The 26232-nt window shown below is 53.2% G+C and carries 24 protein-coding genes and 1 tRNA gene; 10 read left to right on the forward strand and 15 right to left on the reverse strand.

The window, feature by feature from the left end; genetic code table 11:
• Nucleotides 1-43: 43 nt before the first annotated feature.
• Complete coding sequence (locus MOV14_RS03610) at nt 44-1585, forward strand: alpha-amylase (RefSeq protein ID WP_326403760.1); 1542 nt, start codon at nt 44-46, stop codon at nt 1583-1585.
• Nucleotides 1554-1871 carry a hypothetical protein gene (locus MOV14_RS03615; protein WP_318537872.1) on the forward strand — a complete coding sequence of 106 codons (318 nt, stop codon included), beginning with the start codon at nt 1554-1556 and terminating at the stop codon, nt 1869-1871. Before MOV14_RS03610 ends, MOV14_RS03615 begins: the two co-directional genes overlap by 32 nt.
• On the opposite strand, the gene MOV14_RS03620 is transcribed toward MOV14_RS03615, so the two are convergent.
• Together MOV14_RS03620 and MOV14_RS03625 are read right to left on the reverse strand one after the other, a co-directional pair.
• Nucleotides 1848-3068 (reverse strand): cytochrome c biogenesis CcdA family protein, encoded by a 1221-nt coding sequence (locus tag MOV14_RS03620; RefSeq protein WP_318537873.1) that lies wholly within the window; start codon nt 3066-3068, stop codon nt 1848-1850. The two genes, MOV14_RS03615 and MOV14_RS03620, sit on opposite strands and share 24 nt — an antisense overlap.
• Nucleotides 3069-4805: an NEW3 domain-containing protein gene (locus MOV14_RS03625; protein WP_318537874.1), complete on the reverse strand. Its 1737-nt coding sequence runs from the start codon at nt 4803-4805 to the stop codon at nt 3069-3071.
• A 92-nt stretch (nt 4806-4897) separates the two neighbouring features.
• Between MOV14_RS03625 and MOV14_RS03630 the strand changes: the two genes are divergently transcribed.
• On the forward strand, nt 4898-5620 hold the full coding sequence (locus MOV14_RS03630; RefSeq protein ID WP_318537875.1) for a DUF72 domain-containing protein: 723 nt from the start codon (nt 4898-4900) through the stop codon (nt 5618-5620).
• Here MOV14_RS03630 and MOV14_RS03635 read toward each other — a convergent pair.
• From MOV14_RS03635 to MOV14_RS03655, 5 genes are all read right to left on the reverse strand, one after another.
• Nucleotides 5617-6606, reverse strand: a complete 990-nt coding sequence (locus MOV14_RS03635) for an ABC transporter ATP-binding protein (RefSeq protein WP_318537876.1) — start codon at nt 6604-6606, stop codon at nt 5617-5619. The genes MOV14_RS03630 and MOV14_RS03635 overlap by 4 nt on opposite strands.
• A gap of 5 nt (nt 6607-6611) precedes the next feature.
• Nucleotides 6612-7583: an ABC transporter ATP-binding protein gene (locus MOV14_RS03640; RefSeq protein ID WP_318537877.1), complete on the reverse strand. Its 972-nt coding sequence runs from the start codon at nt 7581-7583 to the stop codon at nt 6612-6614.
• Between the two features lie 9 nt (nt 7584-7592).
• Complete coding sequence (locus MOV14_RS03645) at nt 7593-9005, reverse strand: ABC transporter permease (protein WP_318537878.1); 1413 nt, start codon at nt 9003-9005, stop codon at nt 7593-7595.
• A gap of 7 nt (nt 9006-9012) precedes the next feature.
• Nucleotides 9013-10098, reverse strand: a complete 1086-nt coding sequence (locus MOV14_RS03650; RefSeq protein WP_318537879.1) for an ABC transporter permease — start codon at nt 10096-10098, stop codon at nt 9013-9015.
• A 96-nt stretch (nt 10099-10194) separates the two neighbouring features.
• Nucleotides 10195-12495 (reverse strand): ABC transporter substrate-binding protein, encoded by a 2301-nt coding sequence (locus MOV14_RS03655; protein WP_318537880.1) that lies wholly within the window; start codon nt 12493-12495, stop codon nt 10195-10197.
• A gap of 87 nt (nt 12496-12582) precedes the next feature.
• On the opposite strand from MOV14_RS03655, the gene MOV14_RS03660 reads away from it, so the two are divergent.
• A complete protein-coding gene (locus tag MOV14_RS03660) occupies nt 12583-14037 on the forward strand; it encodes a hypothetical protein (protein ID WP_318537881.1) in 1455 nt (484 codons plus the stop codon).
• A gap of 117 nt (nt 14038-14154) precedes the next feature.
• The gene (locus MOV14_RS03665) at nt 14155-14739 is read left to right on the forward strand and encodes a hypothetical protein (RefSeq protein WP_318537882.1); all 585 of its coding nucleotides are present in this window, start codon (nt 14155-14157) and stop codon (nt 14737-14739) included.
• A 6-nt stretch (nt 14740-14745) separates the two neighbouring features.
• Here MOV14_RS03665 and MOV14_RS03670 read toward each other — a convergent pair whose 3' ends face one another.
• The 7 genes from MOV14_RS03670 to MOV14_RS03700 form a co-directional block, all read right to left on the reverse strand.
• Nucleotides 14746-15705 (reverse strand): ABC transporter ATP-binding protein, encoded by a 960-nt coding sequence (locus tag MOV14_RS03670; RefSeq protein ID WP_442786695.1) that lies wholly within the window; start codon nt 15703-15705, stop codon nt 14746-14748.
• Nucleotides 15705-16694 carry an ABC transporter ATP-binding protein gene (locus tag MOV14_RS03675; RefSeq protein ID WP_442786696.1) on the reverse strand — a complete coding sequence of 330 codons (990 nt, stop codon included), beginning with the start codon at nt 16692-16694 and terminating at the stop codon, nt 15705-15707. Before MOV14_RS03675 ends, MOV14_RS03670 begins: the two co-directional genes overlap by 1 nt.
• 19 nt (nt 16695-16713) lie before the next feature.
• Nucleotides 16714-17808, reverse strand: a complete 1095-nt coding sequence (locus MOV14_RS03680) for an ABC transporter permease (protein ID WP_318537885.1) — start codon at nt 17806-17808, stop codon at nt 16714-16716.
• 12 nt (nt 17809-17820) lie between these two features.
• A complete protein-coding gene (locus MOV14_RS03685) occupies nt 17821-18879 on the reverse strand; it encodes an ABC transporter permease (RefSeq protein ID WP_318537886.1) in 1059 nt (352 codons plus the stop codon).
• Between the two features lie 49 nt (nt 18880-18928).
• Nucleotides 18929-21118, reverse strand: coding sequence for an ABC transporter substrate-binding protein (locus tag MOV14_RS03690; RefSeq protein WP_318537887.1), 2190 nt, complete (start codon nt 21116-21118; stop codon nt 18929-18931).
• 234 nt (nt 21119-21352) lie between these two features.
• Nucleotides 21353-21814, reverse strand: coding sequence for a methylated-DNA--[protein]-cysteine S-methyltransferase (locus tag MOV14_RS03695; RefSeq protein ID WP_318537888.1), 462 nt, complete (start codon nt 21812-21814; stop codon nt 21353-21355).
• Nucleotides 21811-22029 carry a hypothetical protein gene (locus MOV14_RS03700; protein ID WP_318537889.1) on the reverse strand — a complete coding sequence of 73 codons (219 nt, stop codon included), beginning with the start codon at nt 22027-22029 and terminating at the stop codon, nt 21811-21813. Before MOV14_RS03700 ends, MOV14_RS03695 begins: the two co-directional genes overlap by 4 nt.
• A 50-nt stretch (nt 22030-22079) precedes the next feature.
• On the opposite strand from MOV14_RS03700, the gene MOV14_RS03705 reads away from it, so the two are divergent.
• The 5 genes from MOV14_RS03705 (at nt 22080) to MOV14_RS03725 (ending at nt 25979) form a co-directional block, all read left to right on the forward strand.
• Nucleotides 22080-23225 (forward strand): glycosyltransferase, encoded by a 1146-nt coding sequence (locus MOV14_RS03705; RefSeq protein ID WP_318537890.1) that lies wholly within the window; start codon nt 22080-22082, stop codon nt 23223-23225.
• A 95-nt stretch (nt 23226-23320) separates the two neighbouring features.
• Nucleotides 23321-23881, forward strand: a complete 561-nt coding sequence (locus tag MOV14_RS03710) for a hypothetical protein (RefSeq protein ID WP_318537891.1) — start codon at nt 23321-23323, stop codon at nt 23879-23881.
• Between the two features lie 19 nt (nt 23882-23900).
• Nucleotides 23901-25448, forward strand: coding sequence for an acyl-CoA carboxylase subunit beta (locus MOV14_RS03715; protein WP_318537892.1), 1548 nt, complete (start codon nt 23901-23903; stop codon nt 25446-25448).
• Between the two features lie 2 nt (nt 25449-25450).
• Nucleotides 25451-25618: a hypothetical protein gene (locus tag MOV14_RS03720; protein ID WP_318537893.1), complete on the forward strand. Its 168-nt coding sequence runs from the start codon at nt 25451-25453 to the stop codon at nt 25616-25618.
• 4 nt (nt 25619-25622) lie between these two features.
• Nucleotides 25623-25979: a biotin/lipoyl-containing protein gene (locus MOV14_RS03725; protein WP_318537894.1), complete on the forward strand. Its 357-nt coding sequence runs from the start codon at nt 25623-25625 to the stop codon at nt 25977-25979.
• 100 nt (nt 25980-26079) lie between these two features.
• Here MOV14_RS03725 and MOV14_RS03730 read toward each other — a convergent pair.
• Nucleotides 26080-26164: transfer RNA gene (locus tag MOV14_RS03730), tRNA-Leu, on the reverse strand.
• Nucleotides 26165-26232: the final 68 nt, after the last annotated feature.

Consider the following 26232-nt stretch of genomic DNA (forward strand, 5'->3'; position numbering starts at 1 on the left):
GCTTCCTGCATAGTTTTCATCACGGTGTTCGAGGATAAAGCACATAGTATTCGTTTTTGAGGTTCATCAACCTTACCGCGTTGCACGTAACATCCCCTGGAAGCTCACTGAGGCCGCAGTAGCCCGCGGGAGGCTCGACCTGGACGAACTTGAGGACATATACTTCGACCAAGGACTCAACCGGGAGGTTTTGGAGAGGGTTGCGAAGAGGTGCTACCTTCCAGCAAACTCTGTGATTCTTCAGCAGATAGACCACTTTAAGGACCACGGAAAGAAGTTCAAGGTTGCGTACAGTATCTCGGGGGTTCTCCTCGAGCAGGCCGAGAGGTGGTTCCCCGACTTGCTTGACAGCTTCAAGCAGCTAGCTGACACGGGTCTAGTCGAGTTCTTAGACCAGACGTACTTTCACAGCCTGAGCTTCCTCGTCTCCGAGGAGGAGTTCATAGACCAGCTGAAGATGCACAGCGAGAAGATTCGAGCCTACTTCGGCGTGACTCCAACCTCTGTTGAAAACACGGAGTTCATTTACAACAACTACATCGGGAGGGTTTTCGATAGGCTTGGCTACAAGGCTGTGCTAACGGAGGGCGTTGAGAGGGTACTAATGTGGAGAAGCCCTAACTATGTCTACAGGGCAAAGGGCGCAGGCATTCGCGTTCTCATGAGGAACTACAGGCTCTCAGACGACATAGGCTTCAGGTTCGCTAGCAGGTGGTGGAGCGAGTACCCGCTCACAGCTGACAAGTACTCAGCGTGGCTTGCCGCTACACCCGGCGACGTGATCGTCATCGCGATAGACTATGAGACCTTCGGGGAACACTTCCCGGCAGAGACAGGAATCTTCGAGTTTCTCCGCTGGCTGCCCGGCGAAGTCTTGAAGTGGGATCACCTCCAGTTTTCCACGCCCTCTGAGGTCGCTGAAAAGGTACCACCGCGCGACGAGATCGATGTCCCAGAGGGACAGACCATATCCTGGGCCGATCTTGAAAGAGACCTTAGCGCTTGGCTAGGCAACTTCATGCAGGACTACGCATTTGAGAGGCACTCAAACCTCTGGTTGCAGATCAAGGCGCTGAGAGGCGAGCGGTTGCTGAGGCTCTGGAGGCTCCTCTCCACAAGCGACCACTTCTACTACATGTCGACGAAGGGAGGGGGACCCGGGGACGTGCACTCGTACTTTAGCCCCTTCGAGACACCTTTCCATGCATACATGTGCTACTCCGACGCTATATCGGATCTAGAGGCGCGAGTTCGATCCAGCCTCCAGGAGAACAGCGAAGCGAGGCTCAGGTACGTCTGGATGAGGCGCGTTAAGACGGGCTGCGAGTTCATCTTCCACCTCACTGAGGGTAAGCCCACGGGCCACGTCGCGTGGAACGTTTTTTCACTAATCGAAGCTCTCGAGAAAGCACCTGAGGAGAGCGCGCGCTTCCACCTTCGAAGAGGCGATTTTGCAAGGTGGCTCGAAGTTTGCGTAGGTGAGCGGGACCTCGCTGCAAGGTTAACCAGCGTCGATGATCGGGATGCAAAAAGGTCTATCCTGGAGGTCTTGTATGCACGCAGAAAGGAGCTCTTCGGCTTTTGAGGAGATCGAGGAGGAATTAGCCTCGTTAGTCCCGAGGAGGTCGCAGGGATACCTCAGGGTTTTCATGTTCTTCGTTAGAAAATACCTGGAGGATCCATCACAGTCATTCAACGCCTACGCGGTTGAGAAAGAAGTTGTGAACATCTCGAGAGCGCGACCTATCCTTGAATGGCTCTCCCAGAAAGGCTTCCTTAAGGTTGTGGACTCAAGCCCCGTTCCTTACTACAAGCTTAACCCGGAGAAAAAGCTGGTCAAGCTGCTCCTAAACCTCCTCAAGCAGGCGTAACCCCGTTAACACGCGCGAGAGCTTCATAGCTGGCACAAGTAAGCTTAGGTAGGAAACCGGCTGCAGCAAGAGTATGGCTACCGGCGGGAGCTCCACAGCCACCGGCACAGCATCCATAATCAGGTGAATCATGAGAAAGAGAGCCGCAAAGAGGTGATCCCTGTCGCGGCGCCCAGGTCCAGCAATCCAGGAGAACAGCATCAGCGAATCCAGCACGAGAGTGGTGCTCGTTAGGGGCGCTAGGGGGAGAACCGATAGGAGGACGGGTTTGGCTAGCATTAAACCGCCTGCCGCGATAAGAATCCGGGAGGCGAGAGACAGAACCGCCCCCGCAATCTCAACATGCGGTAGGAACCCGAAGAGGGGCGCTGTGTCCGAAATGCCCAGGAGCAGTATACCAGTGCCGAGAAGCATTGGAGGCAGAGAGTTAATCTTCGCACCAAGTCGCAGTGCGGCTCTCGCATAGAAAATGCCAGACAGCAGCGAAAGAAGCGCTAAGTAGGGAGCCAGAGCCTGGGCTACGTACTGCGAGTAGAGGTCGTAATTCTCCACGCTGACGACCGTCAGCGCTCCAAGCAGGATCATGATGAAGCCGGATATGGTTTCGTTGTGCCTCACCACGGGACTTCGCGCAAGCTTCTCGCTCGCTTTCCCTGTGAGGAGCCCTAGAAGCAGGAACGGCGTATTAACGCCTCCCGCGTAAACCAGCGCGGTGAGGATTGCCTCACTTTGGCTGTTCATGGACCCGAGCCAGACGAGCGAGAAAGCTGCCACTAAGAATGTCGCCGCGCACGGGGCAGCCACCAGCGTGAAAGTAAAACCCAGCACGAGCGCGTTAAGCATGGAGATCTTCCTGAAGCGTGGTTGGACAGAGGGTAACATCGAGAAGATTCTCCGCTCAGGGGTAAGTAAAACGACTCCCAAGCTTACGAGGAGCAGACCCACGCCGACTGTAAGTGGCGCTAAGCCCGCTTGTAGGAAGGGTCTCACAAAGCTACTCCCGTAAGCGGCCAGCAAGCTGTAGAGCATGAGGCTTGCAGTCGAACCCGTAACGAAGAGCACGCTTGTTAGGAAGGCTCGCTCTCTCCCGAAGCCAGCGACGAAGTTTATGAAAACAGGCAGGACTGGGAGAAAGCACGGCGTGAATGCGGTTTCAACGCCCAGCAAGTAGATCAGAGCAAGATTCGCCACGTCCATTTACGCTCCCGGCACGAATTTCCTCCTGCCGTAGAAGACTAGGAGAAAGCTCACAAAGACCAATGAGCCCATAAGAACTATGAAGCTTAAGCCGGTTTCGTACCGAACCCAGAGCAAGAGGATACGGGTGGTGGAGACGCCGTCGGCCTCGACTGTGAACTGGAGGTTGTAGACGCTCTCACTGGCATCGCTGGGTACAAAGACTTGGATCTCGAAGTAGCCGGTCTCCCCTGGGAGGAGCGTCAGCTTGTCGGGCTGAATAGATACTTTGAAGTTGTGAGGCGCGTTGTCTACCCTTAGAGTTACAGAGTTTAGCTGGTAAGTGCCCGTGTTGTTGACGTATATCCTGTAAAGGGCTACTGAGCCGGGTGTGGCTACCACCAGGAAGTTGGAGTTCACGACCTCTGCGCGTCTAACCCCGGTTACCTCCACGAGAAGGACCTTTTCCGCTGAGCTCGTGGTGCCGTTTGCATAGATCCTCACCTCGTACGTTCCCGGTGTAATGTACTGTAAGGCGTCAATCAGCAGGTTCACCTGCCTGGTCTCGCCCGGCAACAGGTAGAAGGAGCCTCCAGGCTGCCCCGAGACCGAGAAGGTGAGACGTAGCTCGGGTGTGCTAGTTACGGCCTTAAGCAGAACTACTGTTGGCATGTTTCCGTCATTCCTCACGATCACCGGAACAGAGCTGGACGTGCCTCCCGTCAAGTTGAGCCTTGTTGAGGTCAAAGTCAAGTTAAGAAGGTCGAACCGGCTCTCGACGGAGACCTCGAGCTGTGCTATGTAGCGGCTGCCAGCGGAGTCGGCGTAAACATACACAGGGTACTTGCCCACCGTTGCCCCGGGAGGCACGTAAAGAATAAGGAAAAGCTGCTTTGATGCACGCGGCGGCAGAGCCAGAGCTGAGACACTTAGGCTGTTCGCGTCGATTATCGTTGCGACCCACCCTTGGGGGACGGAGGCTGATAGCAGGAAATCCATGTCCACCGAAAACGGGTTAGTGACTTGCATGGGGATCCTCAGCTGGGCTCCAGGGTAGGCGCCTATACTTACTGCGGGGAACTCAACGATATTCCACTTCTTTGGCTGAACCGTGAAAACGAACGGCAACACACTCGTGAGGTTGCTCCAGCTCGCCTCAAGGCTGATTCTGACCTCGCCGCTGGCGTTCAGGGGGACCCTTAGGTTGAGGAAAACTGCCCGCTCAGCCCCCGCGTCGACGACAATGTTATCCACGCGGAGCCCCCCGCTGAGAGCGATGTACCCGACCCATGATTCAGGCTTCTCGAGCTTGAAGTAGACGGTCAGCGGGTCTAACCCCTTATTCGAAACCCGGATCGTAAAGTTTAGGAAGTCTCCCTGGTAAACCGTTAGCTGCGTTGTTTCGGCGTAGATTGAGATCGCTGGTTCGAGCACTATCGTGCCTAAGCTTCCAGCCTTCTCCTGTGTGGCGACGAGGAGTATCTGCCGTGGGGCGTAGCCCTTGAGGTAGACTCTGAGGACGTATGTGCCTGCAGGAATCCTCAGGTTAAAGTTGCCGTCTTTGTCCGTGGTGACCGAGGTCACGAGGAGGTTATTGCTGAATACAGCTACTTCCGCCCCCTTTATGGGGTTCAGCTGAGTGTCTGTCACTCTGCCGAAGAAAAGCAGGCTTTGGCCATAGCCAAGCTTGGCGAAAAATGCAGTTGCCAGTGCTAGGGAGATAAGGATTAAGGACGATAGTTTCCTTGAAGCACCCATACTGTTCACGACTTTCAAACACGTTAAGCATAATTAACTGTTACGAGGCCTTTCAGAGAACGTTGAAATACCCGAGCAAAGATTGTCTATTGATGGGCCTAAAGCTCTACGTGGGGACGTCGGGGTGGGTTTACGATTGGAACCCTGACGGCCTCGCATGGTACGCGCAAAACTCGGGTTTTAACGCGATCGAGCTCAACATGAGCTTTTACAGCTTTCCGAAGCGAAGCATGGTGGCGAAGTGGCTGGAGGAGTCGGGAAAACTGCGCTGGGCCGTGAAGGTCCACAGGAGTATAACGCACATAAGGAGGCTGAACGAGAAGGCGGTACCTCTGTGGGAGAAGTTCCGCGAAGCATTCGTACCGCTCGAGGAGAGGATAGACTTCTACTTGTTCCAGCTCCCACCCAGCGCCTCGTTCACCGGAGAGATGAAGGAAAGGCTGAGGCGCTTCTCTGGGCTGTGCGATAAGATTGCTGTCGAGCCCAGACACCTCTCGTGGTTCAGCGAGCAGGCTGTTTCCTTCTTCATGGATAACCACATTTACTTCGTGACACCCGACTCGCCTCTCTTCGAGGGGTTGCCGGAGATCGGGGTAGTGAATATCTGTGGAACCGTGTACGTCAGGATGCACGGGCGGCTGACCTGGTACAACTACGGGTACCTCGACGAGGAGCTACTTGAGGTCGCGGGAAAAATCGTGGAGTCAAAGCCCGAGAGAGCCTACATATTTTTCAACAATGACCACGACATGCTGGGGGATGGGAGAAGGATAATTGAGATTTTCGAGGAGAAGTACGGAGTCAAAATAAACTAGGAGGTACCTGCGTAAAGCCAGCACTTAACGAAGTGCCCTGGCTCAGCCTCGAATTCGGGCGGCTCCTCACGCCTACACTTCTCCGTCGCGAAGGGGCACCTAGGAGCAAACCTGCAACCAGGGGGCGGGTTTATGAGGCTTGGCGGCTCGCCGGCAGGCACCTCCCGGAAGCGCTTCCTGTTCTCCGGGTCGGGGTCCGGGATAGCGGCCAAGAGCGCACGCGTGTACGGGTGCAGGGGGTTTCGGAGAAGCGTCTTTGTTGGCCCGCGCTCGATGAGGTGGCCAGCGTACATTATGAAGATCTGCTCGCTGAAGTACCTCGTTGTTGAGAGGTCGTGGGTGATGTAGATGAAGCTGATGTTCCTCTTCTCCTGCAGCTCCCTCATGAGCGTGAGGATCTCCACTCTCACCGATGCGTCGAGCATCGATACAGGCTCGTCTGCTACAACCAAGCTGGGCTTGAGGATAAGCGCTCTCGCGATAGCAACTCTCTGTAACTGCCCTCCGCTGAGCATGTGCGGGTACTTGAAGGCGAAGTCCTCGACTGGTGTGAGCCTAACCTCCTCCAGAGCCTTGAATACCATTTCCCTTCTCTCCTCCTTGCTACCGATTTTGTGTATTATGAGGGGCTCCTCGAGGATCCTGAAGATCGTCATGAAGGACGGCATCGCCCCGTACGGGTCCTGCTGCACGAGGCCAGTCTCCCTCTTGTACCACATCAGCTCCTTCTCGTCAAGATTGGTGATGTCGCGGCCCTTGAAGACGAGTTTCCCTCCGGTTGGCTTGTAGAGGCGCAGGATGGTTTTTCCAAGCGTTGTTTTTCCACTCCCAGACTCGCCGACAACGGACACCGCCTCGCCGACGCCAAGGTCAAAGGTTACACCGTCAACGGCTTTCAGGGGGACCGGCTCCGCGAACATACCTCTACGTATCTCGAACCACATTCTCAGATCCTGAGCCCTCAGCAACACCCTGTCTTCACCCACTTCCCTCACCTCTTACCCTCATGGTACAACCAACATTTAACGTAAGAGGAGCCGCCGAGAGCGTAGGGTGGGGGCTCCTCACGCAGACACCTCTCGTATGCGAAGGGGCATCGCGGATGGAACCTGCATCCCGGGGGCGGGTTTATGAGGCTTGGAGGAGCCCCGGGTATGAACTCCAGCTTCTTATCGGTCCTCAGCGTTGGGACGCTCGCCATCAGCTTCTCGGAGTACGGGTGGCGCGGGGAGAGGTAAAAGGTGTCAGCGTCAGCGAGCTCTACGATCTGGCCGGCGTACATCACCGCAACGCGGTCCGCGAGCTCGCTCGTCAAGGGCACGTCGTGCGTGATGAAGATGTAGCTGAGACCCATCTCCTGCTTTATCCTCTTGAGCAGGTTCATTATGTTTGCCTGCGTGATAACGTCGAGCGCGGATGTCGGCTCATCCAGTATGACCACGTCCGGGTTTGTGACGAGGGCCATCGCGATGACGGCTCGCTGCCGCATACCGCCGCTGAGCTCGAAGGGGTACCTGTCGAGGAAGCTCTCGTGGATTCCCACGAGCCTTAGGTATCTCTTGGCCTCCGCGAGCGCCTCCTCCCTGCTTAAGCCCTTGTGAACCATCAGCGGCTCGGCGATCTGGAAACCCACCTTTAAAACGGGGTTGAGCGCGTTCTGGGAGCCCTGGAAGACGTAGGAGATCTTCTGCCACCTCACCCTCTTCCTGAACTCCTCCTCGCTCAGCTTCATCACGTCCACGCCGTTAAGGTTGACAGTGCCGTCGAACCTCTCAACGTTTCTAGGAAGCAGCCTGATTATGGCCCTGGCCAGCGAGGTTTTCCCACAGCCGGACTCGCCGACTATAGCTAGGGTCTCCCCTTTTCCCAGCTCGAAGCTGACTCCGTCAACAGCCTTAACCGTGCCCTTCCGCGTCCTGTAGTACAAGTACAGATCCCTAATGCTTAAAACAGTGCTCGGCATCCAAACCACCTACATTTCCCGGAGCCTTGGGTTAACTATCCTGTCGAGCGCGAAGCCCAAGAGGGCGAACGCGAGCCCTGTGACCACGAGCAGGGCTGAGGGCTCGAGCACCCAGTAGAAGTATCCCTTGTACAGCGCCCCGTTCTCGAACGCGTCGTTGATGACCTTGCCCCACGTGGGGAGTGACGGGTCGCCGAGCCCGAGGAAAGCCAGGGCGGCCTCGAGAAAGACGTAGCTCGGAACTGCTGCGATAAGGCCGGGCACGATGGGTGGCAGGATCTTGGGTATTATGTACATGAAGATTATCCGCATGTTGGAGGCGCCGTAGGTCTTCGCGGCCTCCACGTAGGGGTACTCCTTTATCTGCATTACCAGCGCCCTCGTCGACTTAATCCCGGGGCCGAAAATGCTGAGGACTATGATCACCGCGAGCAAGGTCCATATGTTCAAGCCGTAGAACACCGAGATTAAGATCAGGAACGGCAGGAACGGCAGCACCATGTAGATCTCAGTCACTCTCTGGATGATGCTGTCGAGCACCCCTCCGTAGTAGCCGCTGATCGTGGCTATGATCATCTCGGCGAAGGTCGTGACGAGGGATGCTGTCAGCCCGAATGCCAGCGCGATCGGAGCACCCCAGAGCAGGGCTATTTCGAGTGGCCTGCGCAGGTGATCGGTCCCCGCTATCCCGTACACTGTTCCGTAGACAACCATCTTGCAGTCGAGGTCAGAGTCCTGGCCGAAGAGCGTAGCGTCTACTATCGCTTTGTACACTCCCTTTTCAACGCTCATCCTCCCCGCTCTGAGGGACTCTGGAGTGAACTTGCCGAAAAGAAGTTGCATGTTAGTTATCATGTAGCTGGGCTCGATGCCATATCGTTGCCTAATATAGGAAGTAAAAGCCTCTGTTACGGGATCGGTGACAAAGTAGAAAGAGAACGTCGATGAGTATGTGGAAAAACTTGTTACGTTAACTTCATCTCCGCTGGGTTTAATCCATAGGATGTTTATTTTCGGCGTTCCTAATTGGCGAGAAAAGTTGGCAGTAAAGAACATGTTGAGTTCTGATGGAAAGTCGTCGTAGGGGTAGTAGAAAACAAACTCGATGTGAATTTTCTTAACCCCGTCTCCTACGATGATTGAAGTTTTGTTCACTGAATTAAAGACCATGGTTTTGGGGAGATTTTTTCCGACAAAGAACTGTATCCACTCAGGGGGGGCGAGCCTTGGATTTTCAAGCCACATTGTCCCCCCGCTACGCCACATGGCGATAGCTTTTTCCATCGGTATAGTGGTAACGGCGTAGATAGAAAGGGCAACTAAAAAGCCGAGGAGTAGAAGACCTACCACACCTGACTTGTAGGATAAAAGCTCTTGGAGAACGCTCTTCACCGCGCCTGCAAAACCCTTTGCTGAGCTCAAGGCGCCATCACCTGAACTGGATTTTTATTCGTGGGTCGAGCCAAGCATATATTATATCTAAGACGAGAACGGTGATCATCAGAAGGTATGCGTAGATCACTGTTATCCCCACGATAACCGGCGTGTCGAACGAGGATATCGCGTTGTAAGTGACGAGGCCTAAGCCCGGCCAGTTGAACACCGTCTCCGTAATAATCGCTCCACCCCACGATCCAACTAAACTGAGGGCAAAGTTTGTCACGATGGGTGGTAACGTGGGTCGAAGGATATATCTCGTCTCTATCATCCTTGGAGGAAGGCCCTTAGCCTTGGCTGCCTCGACATAGTCCTCAGTCGAGAATATCAGGAAGAAAGTCCTGTTGCTGTATATCCCGAGGAAGAAGCCGGAGATAATCCACGACAGCATCGGGAGGATCATGTGCTTCAAGACGCTCAGCGCGTAGTCAACAGGGTTGTCCGGGGGTGGGACGTCCACCAGGCCGCCGGGTGGCAGGACGTGAAGCCAAGAGTAGAATATCAGGATCAGGAAGATCCCGTAAAACCAGCCGGGAATGACCGATGTCGGAGCAAGGGCCACAGAAATCTTGTCAAGCAGGCTACCGTAGTGCCTAGACAGGTAGAGGCCAATGAACAGGTGGAGGAAGAAGTTTATCACCGTCACTGTCGTGAATAGCATCACAGTGTTCGGCAGTCTTTCGAGTATAATGTTCTTCACGTACATCGAGCCTGAGTCACTCCTTAAAACGAGGGCTCTGCCTAGGTCGAGGGTCAGAGCGTCTTTGAGGTAAATCAGGCTCCTCACATAGAATGGAGTATCTAAACCCCTCCTCTTTATTTCTTGTTGCACCATCTCCTCGATTAACTTAGCCCTCTGGTCACCTGGAAGGCCCTTATACAGCGGGTTCTGGTTGACCATCTGTGCAACGGACATCCTTATATCACCTATCACTATCTCGTCGACTTTACCACCCATATTAGCGACGAGGATTGTAGCATAGACAGCTATGACTACTGTAAGGTAAAGTACTATGAACCTCTTTAGGACGAATTTAACGAAGCCAGCGTACATTCTACTCAACTTACTCTCATCCAATTACTTAAAAGCCTTACTATCTAAACATTCAAATCATTGGAGCATCATACTTATTGAAAAAATATATTAAAAAAATTAATTTTAAAATTAATAGATTTAGCTCTTTACTTCAGTTCCCTGTTCTTTATGCTCTTCGCGCTTCCTTCTCCTGAAGACTAGGAACAGTACTAACACGAATATTATGACCAGAACGATTATTACACTGATGATGAGGACATTACTTGTAGCAGGCGCGGCTGGCTTAGTCCTAGACAGAACAGCGATGTGAGCGTTGTAATCAACCTTGTCGAGGTAGAAAGGCCCGTTGGAAACCCAGAAGTGACCGTGAGCCTGATACCAGCTTTTGAGGGCAGAGTACCTGGCTTTAGCGTCGTCAGCGCTTACGTACTTGGAGAGGAATTCCTTGAAGGGTATGTAGCCCTCGGCTTGCGCTTCGTCAAGCATTTTCGAGAGCACCTCGAGACTAGGCCCGCCGATGTAGTTCATCCACTCAACATTCTTCGCAGACGCCTTATCCGAGCCAAAAGCTAATAGTCCCTTCTCCTCAGCCCTAATCCCTATCGCCACCATGTGCCACGGGTAGGCCGGCCAATCTGCAAAAGAATCCACTATTAGCTCCGCGTCGAGCAAAGTGTAGTTGACGTAGTACTCGATCACCAGCGGGCTCTGGCTGGCAATCCTCCACCCTTGGAACACTTGCCTCCATGAATCAAAGACGGGCACGTAAGACTCGTCGTAAAGCGGGCTACTGTTATCGGCCCTTGCAAAGGTGAGTGGCCAGCCGACGAGCCAGTCTGCCAAGCTCATCGTTGTCCCGTCATGGTATGTTACCTTGCCCAGCACGTCACCGTAGTTCACAACGATCTTTACCTGAGCGTACCTTACCCCAGCCTCTCCAGCTGTCACCACTTTCCCAGCTTTCACGTCGTAGCCCCACCACGCGTCAGCGGGCACTTCGACCTTGTCGACGAAGGACAGCTTCAGCCAGCTACTGCTGGATTGAGTGGGCAAGCCTTTAACTGCGTAAACCTCAGCGCTGACCACTCTGATAGGAATAGGCAACCCGCTTTGCGGATCATAGCGGAAAGCATAATCTCTCACTGCATACTGCAACACCATGTCATACAGCCAGTTCGTTTGGCCAGCTGCGCCAGCGGGGATTGGGTTCCATGGGTCCACGAGTACCTCGCGCATGCCAGCTTTTACAGCTCCTCCCGTTTTGTTGACGAAGCGCAGGGTTAATGGCCAGAGGTAGTTATCATAACCACTGCTTAGGTCTACAGCCACATCGACCTCCTTTCTGCGAAGCCAGGGGGATTTCTGCTGGACTACCCAGACTCTGACAGAATCCTTCAAAGCGAGCTCCGCCGCCTTAGACATGAGCGAATTTCTCTCTTCAGCAGAACTGTACTGGCTATTCCAAAGCCTTTGGCACACTTCGTAGAACTCAGGATCGGGCTTGTAGGCGGACCACAGTGGTCCCCCAGCGCCGAGCGGGGTGTAGAAGAAGCCGAAGTCGGACGCCTGGTCGCGGGCTATAATCGAGTTGCTCCAACCGCCAGTGTAGATGTGCCACTTGCCGTCAGCGGGGTTGCTCCCCCTCCACAGGGGTGAGAGGTCCCTGCTGGTGCCGTACTTCCTAGTAACCGTGAAGCCTAGTTTCTCGAGTTGGTCGGCCACGTAGTCCCCGATCTGCTTCCTCGCGTCCTCGGTTCGTATGAGGAAAATTATCTCGACCGGCTCGCCCTTATAGTACCACTTCCCGTCCTGGTAGGTTGCGCCGAGCTTCGCCATCTCCTCGAAGATCACCGTCTTAGCCTTATCGAAGTCGTAGCTGTACTGCGATTCCAGCATCTTCATAGTATCCGCGATTCTCTGATACTCTGGGAAGCCTGGGAAGAGCGGTAATAGTATAGGCCTCGCTAAGCCGCCGAAGATCTCGTTCGCGATGTGATTCCTGTCGATGAGCCAGTTCATCGCCTCCCGTATCTTCGGGTCGCTGAAGGGGTTCAGCTTGCCAGTGCCCGGAAACTCAGGGCCGACAGGGTTGAATGTCAGATCGGTGTAAAAACCATATGAGTAATCCATTGCTAGGTTTGGATCGCTTTTTATCCTCTGCAGAAGCGTCGGGTCAACCTGCATGTCGCTGAAGTAGATGTGCATGTCGCCCTTGCTCAGCATGTCCACGACTTTGGCGTAGTCTTTCTCAGCGAAGAAGTAGACTTCGTCGACCCATGGGCCTTGGGGCTGTGCTTGCAGGAGCGGCAGTAGCAGTGAGAAGGTCATCAGCAGTAGCATTACGAGTGCTAGCTTGGCTTTCATGCCGATCGTTAATAGGTAGAGAGAATAAAGTATTTTAACTTTGCGCTGGTATAGGTAGTGAACAGCTAGGAGCACTCCGGATGGACTAATGTAAAGATTTTCATAAAAAATTTTTAGCTTAAGAACTTATAGCAGGGATCCAGGTCATTTATGTGAGCGTGCATGGCGCGCGTAGCTGCGGTGTGCCTTCTGCTTTGCTTGATTTTAGCCGCTTCTCTCCTCGCAGGCCCAGGCGACTTCTCCCCCGTCGATAGTGCGCTTCTACAAGACAACCTCTACGCTGGGGGGTTCATGGGCTCCCCGCTTAGCCCTTCCCCAGCCGCGGTGGTTGTGAACGGCTCGGGTGCTGTAGTCTACACGTGGGGTTTTAGCGGCATGATCGTCTCCGCCAAGGCCTCAAGCAGGGGAGTTGTGATGAGCGGATTCATCAGGGGTCGGGGCGGTTCTTCCGGCTTCGTGGTAGTGCTCCAGGGCAAGAATGCGAGGAGCTTCTCGGTGGTTGGAGACTCGGACGTCTACGTGTCGGACGGGTTCCTCGAAGGTGATGTGCTCGTCATGGCAGGGTACTTTTACCGGCGTGGATCCCGAGACGCAGACGTCTTCGTAGCCAAGATCGGCCTTAATGGCTCTATCCTTGGCGCGAGGTGCTTCGGCAGCCGTGACTACCCCGACACCGCAAGGAGGATAATTGCCGGCGAGGGCGGTTACTACGTTGTAGGGGATACGTGGGCCTACAACGTCTCCCAGAGCGACGTTCTCCTCCTGAGGCTTGGCGTGGACCTGAGCCTAAGGGAGAGTTTCAGCGTCGGAGGGGCGAGCTTGGAGACAGGGGAAGACGTCGTGCTCATGCCGAATGGTGATTACGTTGTGATTGGAACTACGGAGAGCGAGGGTGTTGCGCAGGGTTTCGCCGCGCGGGTGTCGAGGGTCGGAGGACTGCTGTGGCTTAGAGGCTACAGGACGCTGGGGGATACTTTCCTCAAGCGAGCCTGGCTGGATCCGACCACCGGGAGGGTTTACGTTGTAGGCGCGGGGGTTTTCGACGAAGAACACGGGAGGGAGCCTTTCGTTTTGGTTTTAGACGAAGTGTGGGGTTGGAGCTTCAACGAGAGCGGTTTAATAATCGTTAGAGCAGAGCCTTCCCAAAGCCTTTCGGGCGTCATAAGCGAGGGCAGAGTGATCCTTCACAGGAGTGGAGGCCTCACCGTGATGAGCCTCAGCGGCTTAGCTTTCGACTACGCAGTGAGCCCGCCCACGCTGAACGGGACTTATATCCTCGACGATAGCGGTGAGCTACCCTACTACGCAAGGAGCTTTTATGGGTGGAGAGTCCTGAGGGGAGTCGTTTCGGAGAGAGCCTGCCCTAATCTCGCTGCAGAAGAGGTGAATGCCTCTGCCTCGACCTTGAGCATTTATATGCAGGAGATACGGGGCTCTAGAAAACTGTTCGAGAGGAGGTTCGACTTGGGGCTGGCTGTCCGCAGGTTTGTTGAAAGAAACGTGCCCATCTTCCTGCTGATGCCTGTGGCTATAGCTCTCTTAGCTATCCTGTTCTTCGCTCTGAAAGCCAAGTTACTTTCCACTTTACAGGTTCTTGAACATAATTTTAACCATTGAATAAAGTTAACAACGAATTGTAGTTACCTTTTATTTTGTTTTGCGAGAAAAAGCAAAGGTAAAGTATAACTATTGTATCGTCAAACCTTAAGGGGGAGTGAAATAGAGACGGTTTTTGTGGAGGCTGACGCTAGGGCTCTGAGACGGGCTTTGAAGCTAGTCTGGTACCCGTTCGCTAGGCTGGAGCCCCTCGGAGAAGAAGGCTGGTGTGTTGGAGTTGACTGCTTTGTTGCCTCTTTAATGGGCTCTGCGTACACTCGGCTCTTGCTCTCAAGGAAAGTGGAAACATCAATGCTGAGGAAACAGCCTACGATTGAGGCACCTATTCTTGAGCCAGTTAAATGCGGCCCTGAAGTACTCGATGAGCTCCGTTCGATAGGTAAGGAGCGTAGAAAAAGTGAGACTTCATCATTCTCGTCATTTGAGCCTGTTGACTACTATGCTACCAGGATGCTGGGATCTAGAATGGCTCTCAAAAGATTGGAGATGTTCTTCAGAGGCTTTACTGACGCTTCTGCACATGTGCATGCACTAGTTAATGAATTGAAGCCAGAGCGGTTAACGTATAAAGGAATTCTTTACATCCTATTGTACTTCGATGTGCAGGAGCGGGTTTTCCTGCTCATTGGTAGAAGTAGTCTGCGCTCTACTCTTCACGAAAAATTCTTGAGAAGAGAGCATCTTGAGAGAAAGGGGCTCTAGCTATTTTTACCTGGAGTAGAGCCAGCACGCGACGCGGTGGTTTGGCTCGATTTCAAAGAAAGGTGGCTCCTCCTTCCTGCATTTATCCATTGCGTAGGGGCATCGCGGGTGAAACCTGCAACCAGGCGGTGCGTTGATAGGTGATGGCGGTTCACCCTGTAGCATTTCCCTCTTCCTGTTCCTAAGCTTCGGATCTGGTATCGGAACAGCGTTTAAGAGAAACTTCGTATAGGGGTGAGCTGGACTTTCGAGAACAGCTTCCACTTTTCCCTCCTCGACGATCTTTCCAAGGTACATGACGGCAATTCTGTCGCTCATGTAGTTGACCACTGCGATGTCGTGCGAGATAAAAAGGTATGAGATCTTATGCTCAGCTTGAAGATCCTTTAGCATGTTAAGGATCTGCGCTTGGACGGAGACGTCTAGGGATGACGTCGGCTCGTCTAGAACAATCAGCGATGGATTAAGTAGGAGGGCCCTAAGTATCGCAATACGTTGCTTCTGGCCTCCGCTTAACTCGTGTGGATAGCGGAATAGGTGCTCCTTGCCTAGGCCCACTGAGTTGAGCTGTTCGACTAGAAAGCTTTCGGGATCACTTGGCACCATGTCATACTCGTAAAGAGGCTCCATTAAGATTTCGTAAACAGTCATTCTTGGATTAAGAGAGGTGTTTGGATCTTGGAATACTATCTGTGCTCTTCTCCTGAACTCTTTAAGCTTTCGGTTGCTGAGCCTTGTTATATCCACCCCTTCGTATATGATGCGACCTGCGGTAGGCTCTAGTAACCGGATAGCAACTCTACCTAATGTTGACTTCCCGCAACCGCTTTCCCCTACTAATCCTAACGTTTCGCTACTACCGATCTCCAAGGACACTCCATCGACTGCTTTAAGAGACTTGAACAATGAGCCTCTGACACGGAAGTACTTTTTGATATTCTCCAGCCTAAGCAACGCCATACCCATCACTTCTTTGAGTGAAGCCAGCAGTGAACCGTATGATTGTCACTCAGCATAACGGAAGCTGGGAACTCTTTTTTACAGATATCCATTGCGTAAGGGCAACGAGGGGCAAATGGACAGCCAGGTCCCATATCAATAAGTGTTGGAACAGTACCGGGTATTGACTCAAGTCTCTTCACCTTCCTGGTAGGATCAGGCAGTGCACGCAACAACATTTTGGTGTATGGATGTGCTGGATTTTCAAAAAGCGTGAAGACGTCCGCTGTCTCCATGATTCTCCCCCCGTACATGACATATGCTCTGTCAGCTACTTCGGCTACAACTCCTAGGTTATGAGTAATTAGTATAATGCTCATCCCATACTTAGCCTTCAGGCTCGCAAGCAAGTCGAGTATCTGAGCCTGAACGGTAACATCCAAGCTAGTTGTCGGTTCATCCGCTATGAGGAGACGGGGCCTGTTCGCAATTGCCGTTGCAATAACAACCCTCTGCCTCATACCTCCGCTCAGCTCATGTGGGTAGTTTTTCACACGTATTTCCGGGGTAGGAATAAGGACGTCCTTCAGGAGCATGACCGCCTCTTGTAGCGCTTCTCGCCGTGAAGCCTTCCGATGCTCCAGAATAGTTTCAACGATATGATGACCAGCTGTATATAGGGGATCAAGAGCACTACTAGGGTCTTGAAACACATAAGAGATCTCATCACCTCTGATTTTTCTGAGCTCTTCGCTGCTAAGTTTAAATAGGTCTACGACTGTACCGTCTCTCCTCCTGAATAGAACACTCCCGGATTCAATTCTACCAGGTGGCTCTATTAAACCTGTGAGGCTTCTAGTGAAGACACTTTTACCGCTACCGGTTTCACCAACTATGGCAACAGTCTCACCTTGAAAAACATCAAGGTATGCATCCGTTACCGCGTGCACTACACCAGCATAGGTGTAGAAACGCACCGTAACTCCGCGGGCCTTCAGCACCTGCCCGTCACTCATCTCAGCCATATACGATCACCTACAGCTTCGCTTTCAGCTCTATTGACCTCCTGGTCCTTGGATCAAACACGTCGCGCAGTGCGTCCCCGAGCATGTTCCAACCTAGAGAGATGAGTAGCAAAGCCGTACCCGCCTCAATAACTATCCACCAGCTTCTCTCAGGAAAATATTGACCAGCCATCGAGACGAGCAACCCGAGGTCGGGAACAGGGGGCTGTGCCCCTAGACCGAGGAAAGAGAGAGCGGCTGAAGAGAGAGCAGCTGTAGCTATGTCAAACGTAAGCATAACAAGTAGAGGTGAGAGGATGTTGGGCAAGATGTGTTTCCGCAGGATCCTCCAGGTGGAAAGGCCTAAGGCTTTTGCGGCTTCAACAAACCCCTGCTCCTTTATTGTCAGTACAGAGCCTCTAACAACCCTAGCATAGGGAGGCCACCAAACCAAAATCATGGCGAGGAAAAGAGAGAGGAGGTTTGCAATGTTCGGTGCATCTCCCGGGTTTAGGGCGAAAATCGCAGCGAAGAAAGAGGTAAGCGCAGGGTTTTCCGCCAACACGTTCCTCACTGATATCCTCAACGTGAGACTAAATGCGATCGCCAATACAAGGCCTGGGAAAGCGAACATCATATCAGTAAACCTCATTATCACCTCATCCACTAAACCACCGAAGTAGCCCGCAATTAGACCGAGAATCACCCCTATTGCAGCTCCCACAAGAACTATGATGAAGCTCATGACAAGGGCTATCCTGAAGCCCCTAACTACTAACGAGAGAACATCCCGTCCATAGTTGTCGGTTCCCCATAACGGTAACCCTGAACAGGTACCGAAACATGGGGGGTAGGGCAACATTCCAGCTAAGCTCGGGTTTTGTAATAGCGGGTAAGTGTCGTAGGGCTCCCACGCTATAAAGGGACCGAATATTGCGAGGAAAGTTGTGATAAATACGAGTAGTAACCCTGCGGCTCCGGTTTTTGAAGTTGCTAAAGCATAAAGCGTGAGCTTAGTCTCCTGCAACTTAGACCTATTCTTGTCTAGCCAGCCCGGGCTTAGCCTTTCCCTTAGTGCAACGTACCCGTTCAAGATTTTTGAGAAGAGAGTGTATAGAAAATTCATGGTTTCGACACCTCAGTACCTTACCCTCGGATCTAACACCGCGTATAGTATGTCTACAATTAGATTCATGATAATATACACCAAGGAGAATAGGAAAGTGCCGGCGATGATTACAGGAAAGTTCAAGCGCGTGATCCCTTGGTAAATATACCTTCCTAAGCCTGGGATGTTAAAGATGGTCTCCGCGATAATAGCGCCCGTCAGCAATCCAGCAAAATCTAGGCCAAGAATAGTGATAATTGGCGCAAAGCCATTTTTAAGCGCATGCTTCCAAATTGTCCAGCTGGATAGCCCTCGGGCTTTTCCAAAAAGAATTGATTCAGAGCTCAATGCGTCGAGGAGACTGTTCCTCACTATCCTAGCGATGAAACCTGCCGAAAGCACGCCGAGAGCGAAACCAGGCAACCACATTCTTGTAAACGTATCGGAAACTACCTGAAACTCGCCGCACATAAGCGCACCGAACATAGGAACCTGGCCAACAGCCCACGCTATCCAACCAAATACTGGGACACCATCCTTTAGCCCAGCTAGTTGCATCGCGCAGGCATTGGAAAATGCGGGAACACCTGCTAGAAGTGTAGTCTTCACATACACGTAGAAAACGAGTATGAGAAGGTAGTACAGCACAAACGACGGCATAGAGCTACCGAAGAGCGCGAAAACTCGCACGAAGAGATCTAGAGCACTATCCCGCTTCGCCGCAGCCGCGATTCCTAGCGGAATTCCTATAACAACGGTAAAGAAGAATGCAAAGATTGCTAGCTCTACAGTCACCGGGAAACGCTGGGCTACCTGCTCGACAACTAAGTCACCTCTTGTTGGATCTCTGAGCTGTCCTGTCAGTAGCTGGGCTACGAGGAAAGCAAATTGCTCGTACCAGGGAGCATCAAATTTATACTTTCTTCTCAAGTCCTCCAGAGTCTGCGGGTTAAGTAACTTTTCGCCAACCCATGCCCTAACGGGATCTGTCGGAATCACATAGGCGATCACGTACGTAATTAGAAGGGCACCTATAATGCTGGGAATAAACGATATCATCCGTCGCACGAGGAAGCTAGCCAACCCCATGAGCGTCACCTAACTGATCATGGTTAGAGGAAAAGAAAAAATATTAGTTTTAGGGCTTGAAGCCATACAGTTCTTTCCATAACGTTGCGTTCCAGTAATATGGATTGTACTTCAGCAGGATGTAACTGTCCTCTTTGTAGTCGGCCACGTAGTAGGGTCCGGTTGATACAGGCTTCTTTGCTAGCAACTGGTGTATTGGATCATCCTCGCCTGGTTGCACAAACTTAGCCCATGCTGCAGGATCCTTGCCGTTTTTCGACGCTGCAATTGCGGCGCTGTATTGGTCGCCTAGCGCGTACTCCATTGGATAGATGGCGCCGACACCTGTTGGGAAGATTTGCAGTATTGGCACATATGGGAACTTCAACTTGAACTTGACCACGCCTGCTGTTGATCCACTATATCCGAAGAAGCTGAGCAGATCCTTTAAGCTGTGGACCTCGGCGCTCTTACCTTTAAATGCCGTCACTAATCCCTGGCTCCTAGCAATACTGTCCAATTCCTCCTCGCTTAGCACTGTTGAAGCATTCACATCGATGAACTCGTCAATCATCCACTGCGGTCCACCTGGCAAATTAGCTCTCACAGCTCTCCATATGCAGAAGAGTACGTCGGTAGCGTCAATCGGGTAAGTCTTGTTGTTCCACGGGTCGTAACCGACAACATTACCTCTTATGACAAAGTAGAGCTCTGTCATATCTTTGCTGAAGGCCCATGCTACGGCTAGGTCAGGTATAGGCTCGGTTTCTTCCTTCCAGAGAGTCACAAGCCTCCTGTATGTGTGTTCGAATATCTCCCAACCGAATGACTCGTAGGACTTTGCAGGATCGAAGGTGTCAGGCCAACCTATGTCGCCTATTACCATTGTCTCTGGGTTATTTTTGATGCCAAGAACTCCGGTGTCGACCACAGGAGCCTTGGGGTCTTCCCAGACAAGGTCGTAGCGTGTGGAAACTGCGCCTACTGGATAGTACATGCCGTAAACCCAGCTACCATAGTTTTCACCGGTAATGAGCTGACCAAGCATAATTAGCGAGCTCGCTTTGTTGAACTTGATGACAGCAGCTTGTATAACCGCTTCTCGGGCGTCTGGCTCTAATATTCTCTGAGAGACCTTACAGAGTGCACTTAGAATTATATCTTTTAGGCCGCCTGTACCTAGTGTAACCATGTTTACCGGCTTCTCCCAGTTTGCGTTTGTAGCCTCCCAATCTACTTCGTAGGCCACAACTACTAGCGGCTTGCTTGTTGACCCAGTGTAGGTTGCACCTGAGCCTTTAGGTCCTACAACTACAATGAATTTTTCAGTCTCTATAGCTTCATCTACCTTGGCTAAGTACTTTCCTACATCGCCTGCGGCTACTTTACTTGCGTACTCTATGTTTTTGAACTCAGCACCTCCCCACACGAATGGCATTAAGAAGTTGTCTGCATCAAGATAGTCAGGTATCCAACCTAGTAACATCACGTCGTATTGGAAGTTGTCAACAAGCTCCAAGTACTTTGGCCAGGCATACGCCTCGACGGTAACCTTGAAACCAAGCTCGCTCCACGACTGTTGAAGGAGTGTAGCGATCTGCTGGCGAGCGGTGTTACCCTCGTTGTAGATTATTGTGATTGTGTACTTGCTCGGGTCAAAGCCCTTTGCTTTAAGGGACGCGATTAGCTCCTTAGCTTTAGTCATGTTGTATTCAAACTTAACGATTCCATACTCTGTGTAGCCAGGCATCCCGCGTGGAACTATTGTGTAGAGCCTAGTGTATAGTTTGTTGAACACTTGGTTGAGTATCACGTCGTAGGGTACAGCGTATGCTAATGCGTAGCGGACTTCCGTTATATTAAGAGGTGCTCTCATCGGGTTTAACCCGACATACTGTATTGTCAGCTGGGGCTTATCGGGTCTACGTACAAGGTGTAGGCTGAAACCATCAACTGGCGTGTTGTTTACGTCAGGCCAACGTGCAGGAGTAACAACGGCTATGTCGAAGACGCCCGTCTTGTACATATTGATCCTGGTTCCCTCGTCGTTAACGATAAGGTATAATATTTGTTTATGGAAAGGCTTCGTAGGCTGTGTAACTGGTTGTTGCTGAGGAGGAGCTCCTGGTTGCTGAGCTGGGGCAGTAGGTTGTTGAGGTGGTGGCTGCTGTAAGAATATGAATGCTACAATAGCCGCAACGAGTACTATAGCTATGACAGCTGTTACCAGCAACAAATTTCTCCTGCGGCTTTCAGCCATCGTATTTCTCCGCCATACCTAGTTTATAAATATTTTCCTTGAGGAGTTGAAAAGTCTTAAGCTGAAAGAACTCATCTTCTGAAAAATTTAGTATTGCACCGAAAAAGCAATCCGAAACTCTTTCCTATTCTGTTATTTTAAACTATATTCCATAAAGAATACTAGTCATTGTCATCAAACAACAATTGACATGACTACTAAGTCTTCTAAAACTTATTATATCTCCGTCTAAGATTAAAGAAGGCTTGCCTTCTCGAGGTTTAAGAGGAAGAGTTTCGCGTCGACCCCCAGGGCGTAGCCCCCTATCCACCCGGACGCTGAGATGACCCGGTGGCAAGGGACGACTATGAGTATGCTGTTCGAGCTGAGGGCTGCAGCGACGGAGCGGGGGGTTGTTGAGAGCCTTCGGGCAATCTCCTTGTAGGTCGTGGTCGTCCCGTAGGGCACTTTGAGGACCTCTTCGAGGACACTTCGCTTGAAGCTGGATCCCGAGAGCGCGGGTTTGAAGGTGAAGCTGGTTCTTGATCCGTGGAGGTACTCCTGAAGCTCCTTCTCGAAAGCCTCTGCTTCGGCTCCGCCTCTCTGGGCCCCGGCTGGCTTGACGCGCTTCTTCGAGTGCAGGGCCAGCACCATCCTGCCCTCCACGATGAAGCAGAGCTCGCCTATGGGCGTGCTGAGGCACTTGTACTGCCTCATGGCTTCTCCCGGAAGTAAACCTTTATCACATCTCCGATGACCGCAACTTTATGCTTGGACTTCAAGCTTTCTATGGCGGCCGTCACCTCTTCGCGCGTGAAGCCTTGAGCCTCCAGCTCGGTTATGAAGACGCGTCCCACGCCGTTGTAGACGTCGCGCTTGGCTAGAGCTAGTATGATCCCCTGAAGGTCCTCCGTTGCGTGCTCGCCGTACATCGCTTGTTTAATCGCGTAAACGATTTATTAATGGCGGCGTTCCCCTAAGCGTGTCGTCTGCCGAAGTGCCTGCCTTGGCCGTTGAGAGCCCCCAGGAGCTAAAGTCTGTTAGCGTTGTGATCCCCTCGTTCCGCGGGAGCGACAGGCTTGTCAGGCTTGTTAGCGCGCTGGCCGGGAGTAAGTACCCGAGCCTCGAGATCATCGTAGTTGTGGACGAGCCGTCTGAGGAGGTTGCTTCGGCGCTCTCGCGGATCAAGGGGGTTCGGGTCGTCTTCAACGCTAGAAGAGCGGGGAAGGTTAGCGCCCTCAACACAGCCTTGAGGCTCTCGCGGGGGGAGGTCGTGGTTTTCCTCGACGATGACGTTGAGGTTAGGGACCCCCTTTTCATCGAGAAAATCGTGGATGGGATTAAGGGGTTCGACATAGCTGATATAAAGAAGGTTGTCGTTGGTGGGGGGCTTCTTGGGAAAATGGTCTACATAGAGTACGTGGCCACGAACTTCGCGAGCAAGCTGATGGCTCGCTTTGCTGGGAGGACTGTGGCGATCAACGGAGCCGCCTTCGCCGCCACGCGGAGGGCCTTGGAGGAGGTTGGGTTCTTCAAGCCGATAATCTCGGAGGACTTCGACCTGGCGGTCAGGAGCTTCCTGAAGGGCCACAGGTTCACGTACATCGACACCACCGAGGTTTACAACTACGCCCCAGAGTCATGGAGGAAGTGGTACAAGCAGAGGAAAAGGTGGGCGGTTGGTTTAGCGGACTGGTTGCAGAGGTACTACAGGGTGGGGTTTAGGGCTCTCGCCAGGATGCCTCACGTGCTGCTACCGGGCCTGCTGATCTCCCTGCCGTCGCTCGTGTCGACCCTCCTGCCCTTCCTACTCTACAACCACACATTCGCGAAGACTCTCTACCTAGCGCTGCTCTCTCTTTCCTCCGTGACGGCCCAGTTCATACCGCTAGCCGCGATTCTCTCCATTAACCTGCAAATCGTCTACATTATCCCTCTGCTGGCCGTGCTCCTCGCCTTCTCGTCCTGGCATTTCATAGCATCGCGGTACGTCGGCATGAAGTCGTACCTGTACCTCTACCCGCTATACTTCCTGGTGTATCAGCCCTTGTGGTTCACAATCCTTCTGGCCGGCTTCATCCGGGTTCTAGTAATGGGGAATAGGAGTATCGAGGACTGGGTAGTATAGACTGGAGCTTTCGACGATCGTTGAAGCGATTATCGGCAAGCCTTAAATACCACATGGCGTGTAAGGCACCCTAAGCGGTGTATGGCTGTATGACGATGGTAGTACGAAAGGCATACAGGGCTTTCCTTTCGCCTAACCCCCTGGGGTCGCAAGATAAGTTCGCCCACGCCGTGTCAAACCTGCTTTCACTTAACAGCCTCACAGCCCCAGCCATCGAGCTCCAGGGCGGGGAGTTTGAAGCTGTTTTGAACGGTAAAACCTTGATGGCCGTGGCAGGGGATGCGGAGGTTATTGCCGATGGGAGAAGGGTGGAGCCCTGGACCGCTTTCTTCGCCCGCGAGGGCGTGATGATCAGGTCCGGGGCAACAGCGTACCTCTCCGTCAGAGGTCTAAGCGCCGCGGCTAGCGGCAAGCTTCCAGTTAGGGAGGGCGATGCTTTCAGCGTTCAAGGACTCAACGGCATCGCTGACAGCGACCTTCGCGCCCTTAGAGTGCCTCACACCCTGCGCGTCGCCAACGGGGACTGGCTTGAATCTGTAGCCAGGGTTCAGAGGCATATCGGCATGGTTCTCGAAGCTGTGAGAAGGGGGGCTGAGCAGGTTAGAGTGAGGCTGAACGGGGGCGAGTTCGAAGTCTGGGTACTCGAGCTCTCCTAGGCGCGAGGGTGCCTGTTGGATGGATGAGAGGAGGATCGCTGAGCTGATTGAGCGTAGAAGAGCGGCTGACAGTCTGAGCGAGGAGCTCGTGAGAAGGCTCCACGAGCAGGGGAGGCTCACAGTGCATGAAAGGCTTAGCCTCCTGCTTGACCCGGACTCCTTCATCCCTATCGGGCGGTACGTCCAGCACAGAGCCACGGGCTTCGGCATGGAGTCGAAGAAAGCCTACGGCGACGGTGTCGTCGCGGGCCTCGGAACCGTCGATGGGAGACGCGTAGCGGTCTACGCTCAAGACTTCACGTTCATGGGCGGGAGCGTCGGGGAAATGCACGCGACTAAGATCGCCAGGACGATCGAGCTGGCCTTAAAGCTGGGTGTTCCTGTCATAGGGCTTAACGACAGCGGGGGTGCGAGGATCCAGGAGGGCGTCGACTCACTCAAGGGTTACGGGGAGATATTCTACAGGAACGTCATGGCGAGCGGCGTGGTCCCGCAGATCGTAGCCATAATGGGTCCCTGCGCTGGCGGAGCTGTTTACAGCCCTGCCTTGGCCGACTTCATTGTGATGACTAGGAAAAGCTACATGTTCATAACAGGCCCTAAGGTCGTGAAGGCATCCATAGGAGAGGATGTGACGTTCGAGGAGCTTGGGGGCGCGGAGATCCACGCGTCTAGAAGCGGCGTCGCGCACTTCATAGCGGAGGACGACCGAGAGGCGATTGCCCTCGTGAGGAGGTTGCTGAGCTACCTGCCGGGCAACAACACCGAGGATCCTCCTTTCGTCGAGACGGGCGACGACCCGCTCCGCGAGGACAGCTCGCTGGAGGGTGTAGTGCCGGACGACCCGGTGAAGCCCTACGATGTCAGAGAAGTGATCTACAGGGTGTTCGACGCAGGAAGCTTCCTCGAAGTCCACCAGCACTTCGCTCAAAGCGCTGTGGTGGGCTTTGCTAGGCTTGGCGGGTATGCGGTCTGCGTTGTGGCGAACCAGCCCGCCGTGATGGCCGGGAGCCTCGACATAGATTCTTCGGACAAGATAAGCAGGTTCGTGCAGTTTTGCGACGCGTTCAACTTCCCCATAGTAACGTTCGTCGACGTCCCGGGGTTCCTGCCGGGCACCTACCAGGAGCACCACGGAGTGATCAGGCACGGCGCAAAGATAATCTACGCCTACGCTGACGCCACAGTACCGAAGATTACTGTCATACTGAGGAAGGCTTACGGCGGGGCGTACATCGCGATGGGGAGCAAGCACCTGGGAGCGGACTTCGTCCTAGCTTGGCCGACAGCTGAAATAGCGGTCATGGGGCCCGAGGGGGCTATTGAGATAATATACAAGAGGGAGCTCGAGAAGGCCGAGAACCCTGAGGAGCTCGCTAAGGTCTTCGCTGAGAAGTACAGGAGCGAGATAGCGAACCCTTACGTGCCGGCAGCCAGGGGGTACGTTGACGACGTGATACTCCCCAGGGAGACGAGGCCCTACCTCTACAAGTTGCTCCAGTTCCTCATGGACAAGCGTGAGAGGCAACCCAGACCACCTCGCAAGCACGGAGTCCCGCCGGTGTGAGGATGGAGCCTGGAAAGCGCGCCGTCGTTCTAGCAGCGGTCATAGCGTACATGCGCTCCAGGGAGCGGCGCCGGAGGCATCAGAGAGCTCTCGCCGCCACACCCGTCAGCGCGTGGAGGCTCGCGCGGGCGCTGGACGTAACCGAGGATGATGCTCTCTCCCAGTGGTGAGCGCATGAGGAAGAAGTTCCTGGTCATAGTAGATGGTGAGGCCTTCGAGGTTGAGGTCGAAGTTGAGGAGGGGGGGAGCCCGCTCGAGACCGTTCTCTCCGTCCTGCAGACAGGGATAGTCAAGAAGGTCGAGTCACCACCTTTAGGCAAGGGTGTCGTGACGTCGCCCATTACTGGAAGAGTGTCCAAGGTCAACGTGAAGAAGGGGGATATTGTCCGCTCTGGAGACGTGCTTGCGGTGATTGAGGCTATGAAAACCCTTGTTGAAGTCAAGTCAAATACGAGCGGGACTGTAACTGAAGTTTACGTTGAGGAGGGGGGCGTTGTGAAGCAGGGAGACCCCCTCTTCAAAGTCGAGTAAGACCTCTCCTGGACAAACCCTCGCGTTTTCCTAGAGGAGCCTTTGAGGAGAGACTATCTCCTAGAACTTTCAGCGCGCGAGGGGGTTCAGATGTGTGAAGTGCGGGGGCCGGGATTCGAACCCGGGTAGGCCGACGCCAGCGGATCTTGAGTCCGCCCCCTTTGACCTAGCTCGGGCACCCCCGCTCCCCACAAATTTCTTAAACCAAGGAGGGTTAAAAACATTACAGCCTAAGTCAGGTTGCCGGGAGCTT

Origin of the sequence: Infirmifilum sp. NZ (assembly GCF_022693705.1) — an archaeon.
Taxonomy (GTDB): Archaea; Thermoproteota; Thermoprotei; order Thermofilales; family Thermofilaceae; genus Thermofilum.